14 protein-coding genes are annotated in these 13955 nt (G+C 65.1%); 4 read left to right on the top strand and 10 right to left on the bottom strand.

Features of this window, described 5'->3' with window-relative positions; all coding sequences use genetic code 11:
* Positions 1-14 precede the first annotated feature (14 nt).
* The 3 genes from UW3_RS0107935 to dkgB form a co-directional block, all read right to left on the bottom strand.
* On the bottom strand, positions 15-452 hold the full coding sequence (locus UW3_RS0107935; protein ID WP_010221797.1) for a carboxymuconolactone decarboxylase family protein: 438 nt from the start codon (positions 450-452) through the stop codon (positions 15-17).
* Positions 453-554: 102 nt separating this feature from the next.
* Positions 555-1985 (bottom strand): MocR-like pyridoxine biosynthesis transcription factor PdxR, encoded by a 1431-nt coding sequence (gene pdxR, locus UW3_RS0107940; protein WP_010221798.1) that lies wholly within the window; start codon positions 1983-1985, stop codon positions 555-557.
* Between the two features lie 144 nt (positions 1986-2129).
* Positions 2130-2933 (bottom strand): 2,5-didehydrogluconate reductase DkgB, encoded by an 804-nt coding sequence (gene dkgB / locus UW3_RS0107950; protein ID WP_010221799.1) that lies wholly within the window; start codon positions 2931-2933, stop codon positions 2130-2132.
* 159 nt (positions 2934-3092) lie between these two features.
* Between dkgB and UW3_RS0107955 the strand changes: the two genes are divergently transcribed.
* Complete coding sequence (locus UW3_RS0107955; RefSeq protein WP_010221800.1) at positions 3093-3713, top strand: TetR/AcrR family transcriptional regulator; 621 nt, start codon at positions 3093-3095, stop codon at positions 3711-3713.
* Positions 3714-3802: 89 nt separating this feature from the next.
* On the opposite strand, the gene UW3_RS0107960 is transcribed toward UW3_RS0107955, so the two are convergent.
* The 5 genes from UW3_RS0107960 to UW3_RS0107980 form a co-directional block, all read right to left on the bottom strand.
* Complete coding sequence (locus UW3_RS0107960) at positions 3803-5089, bottom strand: ComEC/Rec2 family competence protein (protein WP_010221801.1); 1287 nt, start codon at positions 5087-5089, stop codon at positions 3803-3805.
* Entirely contained in the window at positions 5086-6819 is a 1734-nt protein-coding gene (locus tag UW3_RS0107965; RefSeq protein ID WP_010221802.1) for a gluzincin family metallopeptidase, read from the bottom strand. The genes UW3_RS0107960 and UW3_RS0107965 overlap by 4 nt, the downstream gene beginning before the upstream one ends.
* A 44-nt stretch (positions 6820-6863) precedes the next feature.
* Positions 6864-7685, bottom strand: a complete 822-nt coding sequence (locus UW3_RS0107970) for a WG repeat-containing protein (protein ID WP_010221803.1) — start codon at positions 7683-7685, stop codon at positions 6864-6866.
* Between the two features lie 77 nt (positions 7686-7762).
* Positions 7763-8242 carry a GNAT family N-acetyltransferase gene (locus UW3_RS0107975; protein ID WP_010221804.1) on the bottom strand — a complete coding sequence of 160 codons (480 nt, stop codon included), beginning with the start codon at positions 8240-8242 and terminating at the stop codon, positions 7763-7765.
* Between the two features lie 34 nt (positions 8243-8276).
* Positions 8277-9488, bottom strand: coding sequence for a multidrug effflux MFS transporter (locus UW3_RS0107980; RefSeq protein WP_010221805.1), 1212 nt, complete (start codon positions 9486-9488; stop codon positions 8277-8279).
* A 90-nt stretch (positions 9489-9578) separates the two neighbouring features.
* Between UW3_RS0107980 and pdxR (UW3_RS0107985) the strand changes: the two genes are divergently transcribed.
* Positions 9579-11033, top strand: coding sequence for a MocR-like pyridoxine biosynthesis transcription factor PdxR (gene pdxR, locus UW3_RS0107985; protein ID WP_010221806.1), 1455 nt, complete (start codon positions 9579-9581; stop codon positions 11031-11033).
* A gap of 63 nt (positions 11034-11096) precedes the next feature.
* On the top strand, positions 11097-11861 hold the full coding sequence (gene tam / locus UW3_RS0107990; protein ID WP_010221807.1) for a trans-aconitate 2-methyltransferase: 765 nt from the start codon (positions 11097-11099) through the stop codon (positions 11859-11861).
* Here tam and UW3_RS0107995 read toward each other — a convergent pair.
* Positions 11858-12241 carry a DUF2784 domain-containing protein gene (locus tag UW3_RS0107995; protein ID WP_010221808.1) on the bottom strand — a complete coding sequence of 128 codons (384 nt, stop codon included), beginning with the start codon at positions 12239-12241 and terminating at the stop codon, positions 11858-11860. The two genes, tam and UW3_RS0107995, sit on opposite strands and share 4 nt — an antisense overlap.
* Positions 12242-12365: 124 nt before the next feature.
* On the opposite strand from UW3_RS0107995, the gene UW3_RS0108000 reads away from it, so the two are divergent.
* Positions 12366-12995 (top strand): LysE family translocator, encoded by a 630-nt coding sequence (locus tag UW3_RS0108000; protein WP_010221809.1) that lies wholly within the window; start codon positions 12366-12368, stop codon positions 12993-12995.
* Positions 12996-13049: 54 nt separating this feature from the next.
* Here UW3_RS0108000 and preA read toward each other — a convergent pair.
* On the bottom strand, positions 13050-13955 hold a 906-nt coding region (preA, locus tag UW3_RS26660), incomplete at its 5' end, for an NAD-dependent dihydropyrimidine dehydrogenase subunit PreA (RefSeq protein WP_010221810.1).

Below are 13955 nucleotides of genomic sequence, written 5' to 3' on the forward strand. Positions count from 1 at the left end.
TGTCCAAACACAGATCAGCTTGGGATCATTGCAAAGCCGACGCCAAAGCGGTTCCAGGCGTTGATGGTGGCGATGGCCAGGGTCAGGTTGACCACTTCGGCTTCGCTGAAGTGCTCGAGCAGGGCGCGGTACTGGTGCTCCGGGGCGCGCTGGTCGGGCAGGCGGGTCAGGCTTTCGACCCAGGCCAGCGCTGCCCGTTCGCGCGGGGTGAAGAATTCGGTCTCGTCCCAGACGCTCAGGGTCTGCAGGCGCGCTTCGCTTTCGCCGCTGTTGCGGGCATCGTTGGCGTGCAGGTTGACGCAGTAGGCGCAGCCGTTGATCTGCGAGGCGCGCAGGCGCACCAGCTCCAGTAGCGAGTTCTCAAGACCCGACTTGCCCAAGGCCATTTCCAGGCCGACCATCGCCTTGTAAGCCTCAGGGGCGTGTTTGGCCCATTCGATACGGTTGCTCATTGTTGCTCTCCGGTAAGGTCCGCGACAGGCGGTGATGGCGCTACCTTAGCGCCTGGCCGGGCCAGCTCGAATAGCCAATTTTGCCCTTTGTCAGGAGGCCAATCAGCCCAGGGCCTCGAGGACGTCGCGCAACCGGTCCAGGGCCGGGTCGATGTCCAGCCGATCAATGGCGCCAAAGCCCAGCAACAAGCCCTGGCGCACCGGTACCCGGGCATGGAAGGGCGCCAGTGAATACAGGCCGACCTCGACCTTGCGTGCCATGCTGATGAGAAATTCCACATCCAGATCCCCCTTGGCCAGGGCGCTCAGGTGATAACCGGCAGTGGCCGGCACCACCTCGAACCACGGCGCCAGGTCGCCGTACAGACGTGCCAGGATGCGTTCGCGGCGCGCGGCATAGACCTCGTGCACACGGCGGATGTGCTTTTGCAACGAGCCTTCGCTGATGAACTGCGCCAGGGCCCATTGGTTGAGGGTCGGGGTATGCCAGTCGGTCAGTTGCTTGGCAATGCAAAGCGCTTCGCGCAGCGCTTGAGGGGCGATGCAGTAACCCAGGCGCAGTTCTGGCAGCAGGGTCTTGGAGAAGGTCCTGACATAGGCCACCAGGCCATGATGGTCGAGGCTTTGCAACGAGTCGGTGGGCCGCCCTTCATAGCGAAACTCGCTGTCGTAGTCGTCCTCGATGATGATCGCGCCAAGCTGTGCCGCGCGCTCCAGCAGGGCCTGGCGCCGCGCCGGGCTCATCGGCATGCCCAGCGGGAACTGGTGTGACGGGGTGACATAGATCAGCCGCGTGCCTTGGGCGATCTGCTCGACGCACATGCCCTCGGCGTCGACCGGCACGCACTGCAGTTCGGCACCCTGGGCCAGAAACAACTGGCGTGCCGGGGTGTAGCCGGGGTCCTCCATGGCCACCTGGCAACCGGGCTCGATCAGCACCCGGGCGATCAGGTCCAGGGCTTGCTGGGCACCGTTGCACACCAGCACATCCTGGCTGCTGCAGCGCACGCCGCGAGCAAAGGCGATATGCCGGGCAATCGCCTCGCGCAACTCTGGCAGGCCCTGATGGGCGCTGTAGCGGGCGCTGCTGTGGCGGATCTGGCGCAGGGCGTACTGGCTGCAGCGGCGCCAGTCATCGAAGGGGAACTGCACCTTGCTTGAGGCGCCGCCGATGAAGTCGTAGCGCAGGGTGGGCAGTTTGAGGTCCGCCAGCGGGTTGGCGCGGGCTCGCCATTTGGCCAGGGTCGCGGCGCTGGCCAGGGGGATGCTGGCGATAGGCGAGGGGCTGCGGGTCGTGGCCGGGGTGATGAAGGTGCCTTTGCCCACCTGGCCGCAGAGCAGGTTGTCATAGGTCAGGCGCGAATAGGCTTCGGCCACGGTCTTGCGTGACACCCCCAGTTGTTCGGCCAGCAGGCGGCTGGGCGGCAGTTGTGTGCCGGCGGCCAGGCGGCCGCTGTCGATGCCGTCGCGCAACTGCTGGTAAAGCTGCTCGGCCAGGCCCTTGCGGCCTTGCAGGCTGATATGGAGTTCCATGGTGGGGGGGGCGTCCGCAGGCGTTTGTCTGCTGCTCAGGTTACCTGATTCGGCGCCGTTGAGCCCCCGGCGCAACGCCAATGCCCGCGGCCAGCAACACAACCTGCAGTACCTGAAACTGGCCCGGGTCTGCACCGACCGCGGTTAATCCCAGGCCGGCGCCAGGCCCTCGGGGCTGGTCAGGCGCAGGCCGCTGTCGAGGGCGGCGATTTTGCCCATGTCCTCATCGCTCAGCTTGAGCTCGCGGGCCTTGAGGTTGCCGGCCAGGTTCTCGCGCCGGGTCGAGGACGGGATCACCGCATAGCCCAGCTGCATGGCCCAGGCCAGGGTCACCTGCGCCGGGGTGGCACGGTGTTGCGCGGCGATCTGCTGGATCACCGGGTCTTGCAGGACCTTGCCGTAGCCCAGGGTCATGTACGAGGTCACGGCAATGCCCTGACTGTGCATGAAGTCCACCAGCGTGCGGTTCTGCAGGTATGGATGCAGCTCGATCTGGTTGGTGGCGATGGCGTCTTTGCCGACCACCTCGATGGCCTGGCGCAGCAGGTCGATGGTGAAGTTGGACACCCCGATCTGCCGGGTCAGGCCCTGTTTTTGAGCTTCGGCCAGGGCGCCCATGAATTCGCTGACGGGCACTGCGCCCTTAGGCGATGGCCAGTGGATCAGGGTCAGGTCCAGGTAGTCGCTGCGCAGCTTGCCCAGGCTGTCCTTGAGGCTGGGGATCAGCTTGTCGGCGGCCAGGTTCTCGGTCCAGATCTTGCTGGTGATGAACAGCTGGTCACGGCCGATGCCGCTGGCGGCCACGGCCTGGCCGACTTCGGCTTCGTTGCCGTAGATCTGCGCGGTATCGACGGCGCGGTAACCGAGCTCCAGGGCGGTGGCCACCGAATCGATTACCACCTGATCCTTGAGACGAAAGGTGCCGAGGCCGAGGGCGGGAATAGTCATTAGCGGGTTCCTTCAGTGCGGGCGTTGATAAACAAGGCGTGCAGTATTGCGACTGTGCACACGCAGAAAAATGCCCATCGCGGCACAACCTTTTTGCCTGCAGCGCACGAATGCCCCGGCAGTGGTAGCCTTGCAGGGTCAGTCGCAGCGGATTCGCCCATGGCCCAGCACAAGCTCAGCATTCGTCAACGCAACGTTGACAACATTCTTCTTGCCGCCGAAAAGGTCTTTGCTGAAAAAGGCTTCGCCGGCACGGCCATGGCCGACATCGCCGAGGCCGCCGACCTGCCGCGCAGCAACGTGCACTATTACTTCAGCACCAAGGCCGAACTGTACCAGGCGGTGCTGTTCGGCCTGCTCGATGTGTGGAAGCAGGATGCCCTGTGCTTCGAGCTGTACGACGATCCACGCATTGTGCTGAGCAGTTACATCCGCGCCAAGATGAACCATTCGCGCACCCGGCCCCATGGCTCCAAGGTCTGGGCCAACGAGATCATCCATGGCGCGCCGAACCTTGGCGCAGCACTGGATGACCCGCTGTACGACTGGGCGAAGATGAAGGAGGCGAAGATCCGCCAGTGGATCGAGGATGGGCGAATCCTGCCGGTGGAGCCATCGGGCTTGCTGTACATGATCTGGGCCTCGACCCAGCACTATGCGGATTTCAGCCACCAGGTGGGGCTGCTCAATGACCACCAGCCCTTGTCGGAGCTGCAGTTCGAGCGGGCGGTGCAGACGGTGACCAGTGTGATCCTCAGGGGTATCGGGTTGGAGCCCTGATCAAAAGCATCGCTGGCAAGCCAGCTCCCACAGGTACTGTGGATGCTGATCTTGTGGGAGCTGGCTTGCCAGCGATAGGGCCCTGACCGTCAGAAGCTGAACTCCAGCTCCTCATACAAGGCTCCCGGTTCCAACCCATCGGTACTGTGCAACTCACTCTCCTTGCCCAGCGCCTCCAGCAACGGCCGCCGCGGCACCTCGGTGCCAGCCTCGGGGTTGCCATGCTTGCCGGGCATGGTCGACAACACACTGGTCAAACGCTGCGCCGTCCCGGCCTTGCCCCGTTTGTTGAAACCGCCCCAGAGGCTTTTTGGCGTGGCATTGAGGCTGCCATGGTGGCCGACCTTGTACAGGTCGACATCCGCCAGCAGCTGGCGAATGTCCGGGTGGCTCAAGGCATAACTCCAGTTCTCGATCTGCGCATCGCCCGGGAACAGCAGCTTCTTGCCCGCCACTTCGAACAGCAGGATCAGGCTGGTGTTGTTCATTTGCTTGTCCAGCGCAGTGACGATCTGCAGCAGTTGCTCGCCACGGGCTTCGCGCACCCGTCGGGCGATCCAGCGGCTGCTCATGGGCAGTTTGCTGCCACGCATCGCCGGGTAGTCGGCAAAGGGCCCCGGATCGTCGTCCGGCGGGTTGACCTGGGCATCGAGCAGTTGCCGGTGCAGGTGCCAGAACTCGGCCGGGTCACGGCTGCGCTGCTTGCGGATCGAGGCGCTCTGCTCGACCGTGGGCGGGCCGAGAATGTGCGTGCGCACGCCGGGCAGCAGCTCGGCCAGGACGTCCTCACTGCCGAAAAACGCATAAGCGTTGCGGGTGCCCATGCTCGCCAGGTTGTTGACCGCGCTGGCGTTGGAGATGTTGTCTTCGCCGATAAACCCCAGGCGCCGGGTCAGCTCCTCGGACAGCCCGTGCTTGCCCTGATCGAGCAGCTTGACCACGGCGCTGGCCAGGGCATTCATGCTCTTGAGGGTCTGGGCCATGCTGCGTGCGCCGAGCAGGCCGGGTTGTTCGGGGGCGCTGGCGTCTTCAGCCAGCTCAAGCTGTTCGGTCCAGGGTTGCAGCACCAGCTCCGGCGCCAGGCTGCGGATCACATCACCGCTGGCGGTGCCGGCGCGGTTGGTGGCAAAGCCGCTGATATGGTCGGCATGCCGGTGAGTCGCGACCACCGCATCGAGCTTGCCCGCGCACTTGGCTTTGATGTCCTCGGCAATGGCCAGCAGGCGCTGGCCCTGGGCGACACCCTTGGGCATGCCCATGGAACCGAAGTCGATCAGCACATGGCGGCGCACTGCGCCGGGGTAGTTGAAGCGCAGCAGGAAGCAGTCGCCAAAACCAACCTGATAGGCATAGAGGGTCAGGCTGGTCGGGCTCATGCTTGCTCCTCGCGCAGCGGTCCCACCTGCCAGGCACGCTGGCGGTGCAGTTGGGCCAGCGGGTTGCGCAGGTCCAGCTCGCCGTTGTCCAGGCCCGCCAGGTAGCTCAAGCGGCGCAACTGCCACTGGCCGTCATTGAGGGGGCGCTGGACGTGGTACTTGATGCGCCCGTATTGATCGAAAATCAGCGTGCCGGCGCCGTAGACGGTAAGGGCGTCGGTGGTCTTGATCCAGGCCGGGCGCGGACTGATGTTGCACACGCTCTTGAGCTCGGCGCCAAAGATGTTGGCCTTCATGATGTATTCGCAAACGCTCTCGCGCAGCAGCAGGCCGTCGGTGCCCAGGCGGATGCTCGGGCGCACCGACACCACCTGGGTGTAGGCCCGCTCGTCGATACCCAGCACCGCACGGTTCTCCCAGAGAAAGCGGAACACCTCTTCGTCGTCGCGCAGCATCGAGTCGAAGTGGCTGTTGCGGTACTGCACCTGGCCGTTGTCGGCAAAGCCATGCCAGCAGCCGTCGCTGTCGGTGCGCGCCGCTGGCGGGACAATACCGAAGGCTTCGAAGGTGGTGCGGATGATCAACCGGTAGTCGTAGCGCGAATCATCCGGAGCCACCTGGGCATCGACGGTGAGCAGGGCGGCCAGGTAGTCGCCGAACTCCAGGTCCAGCGGCGGGCAATAGTCCAGGGCGCGGATGGCGATGGTCAGCAACTGGTCGGCGGCCTTGGCGCCTTCCGCGACCACTTCGCGCAGGTTGTACAGGTTGTCGCCAAAATTGCCCAGTTCGCCCAGGCGCGCCACCCACAGGGCGAGCATGCTGCGCAGCATGGCGGCGGCGAAGATTTCGCCACGGTTGTGGGCTTCGGCAAACTGCTCGCCGCTAAGGTAATCGGTCGACGGCGGCAGCATCACCGAGCGGCGCAGGGCATTGGCACGCAGGCCTTCGAGCTGCTGGCCGAACTCTTCGCCGATACCGAACAGCAGCGATTCGGCGAGGTTCTGCGGGCTCAGCTGATCGCCATTGAGCAGGCGCCGGTCGCCCTGCACGGTCAGTTCGATGCGCCCGCCACTGGTCAGGGCGAACTCGATGATTTCACGCAGGGAGAACACCGACAGCAGGGCCACGACATCGGCAAAGCCTTCGTGGAAGGCCGCCTGGTCTGGCCCCGAGGCGTTCATGAAGCCGCCGCGCAAGCCGTCGAGAATCGCGTGGGTGGCTTCGTGGGCGACGATGTCGTGGGACAGGCAGGTGAACACATGCTGGCCGTCCAGGCCCTTGAAGTAACCGAACATCAGCGCCCGGTCAGCCCGTGAGTAAAAGGCGTTGGCTTCGACGAAGGCATGCGGCACCACATGCAACTGATGACCATCGAAGCCCCAGCCAACCCGGCGCCCGAGGGCCATCTCGAAACGCGCCAGGGTGCGCATGACCACCGCATAAACGTGCTGGCAATGGAACGCCGGATTGCCCAGCAGCGCTTCGCCGGGCGGGTCGAAGGGGTCGATCATGCAGCCGCTGGCCGCGTCCTGCTGGTAGGCGTGGGCGTGATACAGCTGGTTGCGCGAGGCATCGAAGTCGACCACCTTCAGGCGGTAGCCGGTGGGCCCCAGGCCGAGGCTTTCCCGCGGCACGCTGACCCGGGCGAACAGCAGCTCGCCGCGGGCATTACGCACTGCAGGATCCTGGGCGAGGATGGTGAAGGTCTGGCTATTGGCTTTCACGACCATGGGCAACGCTCCTGTGCACCAGGCTCAAATCAGCGGAATTGCTATCAGGGCAGCTTCAACGGCTCGTATTCCAACGGCGTTTCATTGCCCTGGCGGTCGATCCGGTAATGCTTGCCGTCGCGTTGGACGATGGCCTGGCCGTCACGGAAAAAACCGGGTCTGTCGTAGAGATAGGGCAGCACCACCTTGCCGCTAAGGTCGACAAACCCCCATTTACCTTCCTTGGCCACGCTCAGCAGGTTGTCGTTGATCAGCCGTCCGCCCCAGGTATTGTAGGCGATGCCGTCGTATTCGAAAGGCAGCACCACTTTGCCGGATGTGTTCATCAGGCCGCTTTTTTTGCTGGCGCTGTCGTTCAGCAGCACATAGCCCTTCTCGGTAATGGGCCGCGAGCTGAAGCGCAGGGGGATCACCTGCTTGCCCTTGCGGTTGATCATGCCGTACAGGTTGCCTTTGGCGACCACCGCCAGGTCGTCCTTGGCTTCATCGAAACTCTCGACCCAGTCATAGTCGAAGGGCACCACGGTGCGGCCCCGGGTATCGATGTAGCCGCATGCGGAAGACGTCAGGCAGACGCCTGCCAGGCCATCGCTGAATGGTCCGGGGCGCTTGTAGAGGGCTGGGATGACCAATTGCCCCTTGCGGTCCATGTAGCCCCATTGGTTGTTGATGCGAACCGCTGCCATGCCTTCGTGGTAGACCGGTTGCAGCTCGATGGACGGCGCAACGATGACCTTGCCGCTGGCGTCTTTGAGGCCATACAGGCCATTTTCCTTAAAACTGACCGGGTCGGCGGGGGTAGTGCTGCACGCTGCCAGGGCAGCGCCCAGGCACAATGACGGGAGGGCGCGAAATAAAGCCTTCAATTCAGTGCATTCCTTGGCAAGGCGAGGGTAGGGCAAGGCATGCACCTTAGCCGATCGCGCCGGCCTTGCCCAGCCACTCAACCGCGGGCGAAGGCCTCAAGGCCGGCGCCTTCGAGGCGGTAGCGGACCCATTCATCCTGGGGCAGGGCACCCAGGGACTTGTAGAACTGGATGGCAGGCTCGTTCCAGTCCAGCACGCTCCACTCCAGGCGCCCGCAGCCGTTCTCGCAGGCTTCGATGGCAATATGGCGCAGCAGCTGTTTGCCGGCGCCGCCACCGCGTTGCTCGGGGGTGATGTACAGGTCTTCGAGGTAGATGCCGTTGCGCCCCAGCCAGGTCGAATAGCTGTAGAAGTACACCGCATAGCCGATGGCCTGGCCGTCGCGCTCGCAGATCAGGCTCAGGGCCTTGGCGCCGTCATCGAACAGGGTGCGCTCGATGTCGGCCACGGAAGCGATCACCTCGTGGCGGGCACGTTCGTAGTCGGCCAGTTCAGTGATGAAGGCGAGGATCTGGGCGGCGTCGTCGCGCCGGGCAGGGCGGATGGTCAGGCTCATGGCAGGCTTCCGGCAAGTGAGGTAATCGCCCATGTTAGCCGGAACTGGCCTTGAGGGTAATCGCTTCGCTGCGTAACCGCTTGAGCACCAGGGCAAAGGCCAGGCTGGCCAGCGCGGTCATGCCCGCCAAGGGCCCGGCACTGCCATCGGACAACTGGCCGATGACCAGGCTGCACAGGGCGGTGAAGGCCATCTGGATGAAGAAGAACAACCCCGAGGCGCTGCCGGCGATGGCCGCATAGGGGTGCAGCACCGCCCATTGGCAGGCCGGAATGGCCAGGCCCACCGAAAGCATGATCAGCAGCATCGGCAGGACGATCGCCAGCAATGCCTCGGGCCACAGGCGGGTGGTGAGCATCAGCAGCAGCGCGCCACCCAGGTTGAGGAACATGGCCTGGCCGAGCAAGGCATCGGCGCTGTAGCGCCCACTGCGCCGGCGAAACAGCTGCGAGCCGGCCAGATAGCCGCCGACGGTGACGGCGAAGACCGCGGCGTACTGCAGCGAACTCAGGCCCAGGCTGCGTTGCAGCAGGGTCGAGGACTCGGCGATGAACGGGAAATAGGTGCAATACACGCAGGCAATCGCCAGTGAATAGCGCATGAAGTAGCCGTCGCCGAGCAGCCGCAGGTAAACCTTCAGCACCGGCTCGTGGCGCTGTCCGGCGGCGTGCGGCGGGCGGGTTTCCGGCAGGCGCAGGGCGATCAGCAGCAGGCTCAGGGCGGCGCTGAGGCTCAGCAGCAGGAAAATCCAGCGCCAGCCAAGGGTGGTTTCGATGAGGCTGCCCAGCAGTGGCGCGATCATTGGCGCCAGCGCCATGCCCATGGACAGGTAACCGAGCAGGTGGCCCTGTTGCTGGCGGTCGAAGTGGTCACGCACCATCACCCGGCCGATGACGGCCCCGCAACAACCGCCCAGGGCCTGCAACAGGCGCGCGGCAATCATCACCTCGACGCTGCTGGCCAGGCTGCAGGCCAGGCTCGCCAGCAGGTAAATAGTGCCGCCGAGAAGCAACAACGGGCGGCGGCCAAAACGGTCGCACAGTGGGCCGCTGATCAGCATGCTCAGGGCGTAGCCGACCATGTACAGGGTCAGCGTCAGTTGCAACTGGGCGTCGCTGGCGTGCAGGGCCGTGGCGATGTCGGGCAGGGCGGGCAGGTAGATATCCAGGGCCACCCGCGGCAGGCAGACAATCATCAGCAGCAACAGCAACCAGGTTCGTGGGCCGGGCGAGGGGGTGGTGCGCATGGAACATTTCCTTGTTGTCGATGCGCCGACCTTAACGGTCAATGTGGTTTAATCGGCAGCACCATTAAGAGCGAATTTGATTGGACCACTATGCGCAACGGCAAAGCCGCCATCGCCCTCGATCTACCACTGCCACCGGCATTGGCCCAGGGTAAGCAGCAAGGCGCCTATGCCGCCTTGCGCGATGCGATACTTGACAAGCGCCTGCCGGCCGGCACCCGCTTGCCCTCGACGCGAACCCTGGCCGAGCGCTGGCAGTTGTCGCGCGGCACCCTGGAGCTGGTGTTCGAGCGCTTGCGCGATGAAGGCTATGTCAGCCGGGTGGCCGGCTCCGGTACACGGGTCTGCGCGGTCGTTCCTGACCTGTTCATCGCTGCCGGCAGCGGCCCGCCACTGGCGCTGGCGCAGCAGCCGCTCAGCGAGCCGACAGCCTCGAGCCTTACCGGTGTGCAGGTGGGGGTGCCGTTTGTCGCGCGCCTGGCCGACCCGGCACTGTTCCCGGTCAAGGCCTGGTCCCAGGCCCTGGGCAGGGCCCTGGCCTGCGCGCCGACAGCCTTGCTCAGTTCGCCAGACCCTGCCGGCCTGCCGGCCCTGCGCGAACGGATTGCCAACTACCTGCGCAGCTATCGCGGCATACGCTGCAATGCCCAGGACCTGATCGTCACCAGCGGCATTCGCCAGTGCATCGACCTCGTGGCGCGCAGCGTGATCTGCCCAGGCGACAAGGCCTGCGTCGAAGACCCCGGCTACCGCACCGCCAGGTCGCTGTTCGAGCGGGCCGGGGCGCAGGTGGTTGCAGTGCCGGTGACGGCCGAGGGTATCGATGACCAGCTGCTCGAGCGCCACCTTGATGCCCGCCTGGCCTGCGTGACCCCCGCGCACCAGTCGCCGCTGGGTGTGACCCTGTCGGTGTCGCGACGGTTGATGTTGCTGGACTGGGCCAAGCGTGCCGACGCCTGGATCGTCGAAGACGACTACGACAGCGAGTTCAACTACAACAATGCGCCGCTGCCGGCGCTCAAGGCCCTGGATCACAGCGATCGGGTGATCTACTGCGGCAGCTTCAACAAGACCCTGTTCGCCGGCCTGCGCGTAGGGTTCATGCTGGTGCCGGCCAGCCTGCGCGAGCCGTTGCTGGCCACCCTGCAGGGCACCGGTGGCGCGGTCGGGGTCACCGAGCAATTGGGCCTGGCCGAGTACATGGCCAATGGCAGTTTCGTGCGCTACCTGAGGCAGGCGCGCCAGGCCTATCAGCAACGCCGTGATCTGTTGCTCGAGTGCCTGGCCGAGCAGGCGCCGAGCGGTTATGAGGTGAGCGGGCAGCAAGCCGGTTTGCACTTTGTCCTGTGGTTGCCAGAGGGGACGGATGAGCAGGACTTTTGCCAGCGCGCGGCCAGTCAAGGCTTGCAGCTACAGCCGATCGGCAGCTTCTGCCAGCAGGTGCAACTGAGACCGGCGGTGATGATTGGCTTCACCGCCCTGACAGCGGCGCAGCTGCGTTTTGCCGGGCGCAAGCTCGCGGCGCTGCTGCGTGAGGTTTCCTAATCGGCGGGTAACCGGCATGCTAGGGCCACGCTCGAATTCCCAAGGCCACTCAAGGAACCTGCGATGACCTGGTCCGCCGCGCAGTACAGCACTTTCGAGAACGAACGCACGCGCCCGGTGCGCGACCTGGTGGCGGCGCTGCCCAACCAGGCGGTGGCCAGCGCCGTGGACCTGGGCTGCGGCCCGGGCAACTCCACGCAAGTGCTTGCCAGGCGCTACCCCGAGGCGCAGGTCACCGGCCTGGACAGCTCTACAGACATGATCGCCGCCGCCCGCCAGCGCTTGCCGCAGCTGGCGTTCGACGTGGGTGATATCGGCAGCTGGAGCGCCGAACAGGGCGTCGATGTGATCCTCGCCAACGCCTCGCTGCAGTGGTTGCCCGACCATGCCCAGCTGTACCCGCACCTGGTGCGCCAGCTGGTGGCCGGTGGCAGCCTGGCCATCCAGACCCCGGACAACCTCGACGAGCCGGCCCATCGGCAGATTCGCGAGATCGCAAGGCGTGGCGCGTGGGCCAGCAAGGTCGCTGACCTGAAGCTGCCGCCACGGCACACCGCTGCCTACTACTACGATGTGCTCAGCCCCCATTGCCGGCGGGTGGACGTGTGGCGCACCACCTACTACCACCCGCTGGCGGGTGGTGCGCCGGCGGTGGTGGAGTGGTTCAAGGGCTCGGCGCTGCGGCCGTATCTGGCGGCGCTGGATGCGCAGGAGCAGGCAGACTTTCTACAGTACTACCTGCAGGCCATGGAGCAGGCTTATCCGCCTGCAGCGGATGGCACGGTGTTGTTACCGTTCCCGCGCCTGTTTATCGTCGCCACACGCTAGGCGATGCGCTGCTGGCGCCGCGCTTGCCATTGGCGCAGGACGCGCAGGTAGACCAGGCCGTTGACCAGTACCACCACCGAGCCGAGCACCAGCTGGATGCCCGGCGTCAGCCCGGCCGGGTAGATGATCGGCCAGATGTAATGCTCGATGAAACCGCCTTCGTAACCGGCCAGGCCCGAGGCCTGGCGCAGGCGGTTTTCCCATTCGGTGAGCGGGCAGGTGAGGTGAAAGAACTCCACGGCGGTCCCCCAGCACACCGCCGGTAAGTGCCACCACATCGCACCGCGCCATTTGAGTACCAGCAAACCGCCAAACAGCACGAACAGGATGAACAACAGGTGAAACAGCACCAGACCATCGGCGCCCAGGCGGTACAGCATGACGATTCCTTCCTCGTGGATATGTTCCTCTAGCCACCATGATATAGGCATTCGCGGGCCGCTACGATTGCCATGATCCGCTTGGCCAAGGCATGCTTGGGCCTTTCTGTCCACGGAGCCTGCCATGCAAGCCTCGACCCTGCTGCTCTACGTTATCGCCGCCAGCGCGGTGATGATCACCCCCGGCCCGGCGATGCTCCTGGCCCTGAACAATGGCGCGTCCCACGGCATGCGCGTGGCCGGTTTCGGCATGGCCGGGGCGATGCTCTCCGACCTGCTGTTGATTGCGGCGGTGGGCTGCGGCCTGGGGGCGTTGCTGCAGGCTTCGGAGCAGCTGTTCAGTGTGGTCAAGTGGGTGGGCGCGGTGTACCTGCTGTACCTGGCCTGGGTGCTCTGGCGGGCGCCGAGCAGCGCCTTGCAACGTAGCGCGGTGAGCGCTGGCGCCACGGGGCGTTCGGCCTTCTTGCGGGCATTGTTGGTCGGCTTGTCCAACCCCAAGGGCTTGCTGTTCTTCTCGGCGTTCCTGCCGCAGTTCATTCGCCCCGAGCAACCGGTGGCCGAGCAGTACCTGGTGCTGGCGATCACCAGCGCGGCGATCGACGGGCTGATGATGGCCGTCTACGCCTATGGCGGGCGGCACGCCATGCGGCGCTTTTCGGCGCGCACCATGCAGTGGATCAACCGCAGTTGCGCCGGCATGCTGGCGGCGCTGGCGGTGGGCTTGAGCCTGTACCGGCGCAGTGATTTGCGCTGAGCGAAAGCCAACGAGGGAGGATCAATGATCCTCCCTCGTTGTTTTACCTCGGCCTCAGGACGCTTCGTGATAGGGGTTGCGCGGGTCATGCTGCCAGTCGAGGAACGGCTTGCCGGTGTCCTGCGGGACCATCTCGATGCAGTCCTGCACCGGGCAGGTGATCTGGCACAGGTTGCAGCCCACGCATTCGGCGTCGATCACCTCGTAACGGTGGCTGCCGTCGGCCTGCTTGAGGTTGGCGATGGCCTGGTGCGAGGTATCTTCGCAGGCGATGTGGCAGCGGCCGCAGTTGATGCACGCCTGCTGGTTGATCTTGGCCACTACCTGGTAGTTGATGTCCAGGTACTTCCAGTCGGTGGTGTGGCCCACGGCGCGCCCCTGGAACTCCTGGAGGCTGCGGTAGCCCTGGCTGTCCATCCAGCGCGAGAGGCCGTCCTTCATCTCGTCGACGATGCGAAAACCATGCAGCATCGCCGCCGTGCACACCTGCACCGCGCCGCAGCCGAGGGCGACGAATTCGGCGGCATCGCGCCAGCTGCCGATACCACCAATGCCACAGATCGGCAGGCCATGAGTGGCCGGGTCGCGGGCAATTTCGGCGACCATGTTCAGGGCGATCGGCTTGACCGCCGAGCCGCAGTAGCCGCCGTGGGTGCTCATGTCGCCGACGATGGGATGGGCGACCATGCGTTCGAGGTCGACGCTGGTGATCGAGTTGATGGTGTTGATCAGCGACACCGCGTCGGCACCGCCGCGATGGGCGGCGCGGGCCGATTGGCGGATGTCGGTGATGTTCGGTGTCAGCTTGACGATCACCGGCAGCGAACCGTGCGTCTTGCACCAGCGGGTGACCTGTTCGACGTACTCCGGCACCTGGCCGACCGCCGCGCCCATGCCGCGTTCGGGCATGCCGTGGGGGCAGCCGAAGTTCAGCTCGATGCCGTCGGCGCCGGGGGGCTC

It is taken from the genome of Pseudomonas donghuensis (genome assembly GCF_000259195.1).
In the GTDB taxonomy this organism is placed as follows: Bacteria; Pseudomonadota; Gammaproteobacteria; order Pseudomonadales; family Pseudomonadaceae; genus Aquipseudomonas; species Aquipseudomonas donghuensis.

Bases quoted from the DNA above. Each gene is read 5' to 3' on its own strand.
- UW3_RS0107955 (WP_010221800.1), top strand. From the start codon at position 3,093: ATGGCCCAGCACAAGCTCAGCATTCGTCAACGCAACGTTGACAACATT.
- UW3_RS0107935 (WP_010221797.1), bottom strand. From the start codon at position 452: ATGAGCAACCGTATCGAATGGGCCAAACACGCCCCTGAGGCTTACAAG.
- UW3_RS0107975 (WP_010221804.1), bottom strand. From the start codon at position 8,242: ATGAGCCTGACCATCCGCCCTGCCCGGCGCGACGACGCCGCCCAGATC.
- UW3_RS0107965 (WP_010221802.1), bottom strand. From the start codon at position 6,819: ATGGTCGTGAAAGCCAATAGCCAGACCTTCACCATCCTCGCCCAGGAT.
- UW3_RS0108000 (WP_010221809.1), top strand. From the start codon at position 12,366: ATGCAAGCCTCGACCCTGCTGCTCTACGTTATCGCCGCCAGCGCGGTG.
- UW3_RS0107960 (WP_010221801.1), bottom strand. From the start codon at position 5,089: ATGAGCCCGACCAGCCTGACCCTCTATGCCTATCAGGTTGGTTTTGGC.
- UW3_RS0107995 (WP_010221808.1), bottom strand. From the start codon at position 12,241: ATGCTGTACCGCCTGGGCGCCGATGGTCTGGTGCTGTTTCACCTGTTG.
- tam (WP_010221807.1), top strand. From the start codon at position 11,097: ATGACCTGGTCCGCCGCGCAGTACAGCACTTTCGAGAACGAACGCACG.
- dkgB (WP_010221799.1), bottom strand. From the start codon at position 2,933: ATGACTATTCCCGCCCTCGGCCTCGGCACCTTTCGTCTCAAGGATCAG.
- UW3_RS0107980 (WP_010221805.1), bottom strand. From the start codon at position 9,488: ATGCGCACCACCCCCTCGCCCGGCCCACGAACCTGGTTGCTGTTGCTG.
- pdxR (WP_010221798.1), bottom strand. From the start codon at position 1,985: ATGGAACTCCATATCAGCCTGCAAGGCCGCAAGGGCCTGGCCGAGCAG.
- pdxR (WP_010221806.1), top strand. From the start codon at position 9,579: ATGCGCAACGGCAAAGCCGCCATCGCCCTCGATCTACCACTGCCACCG.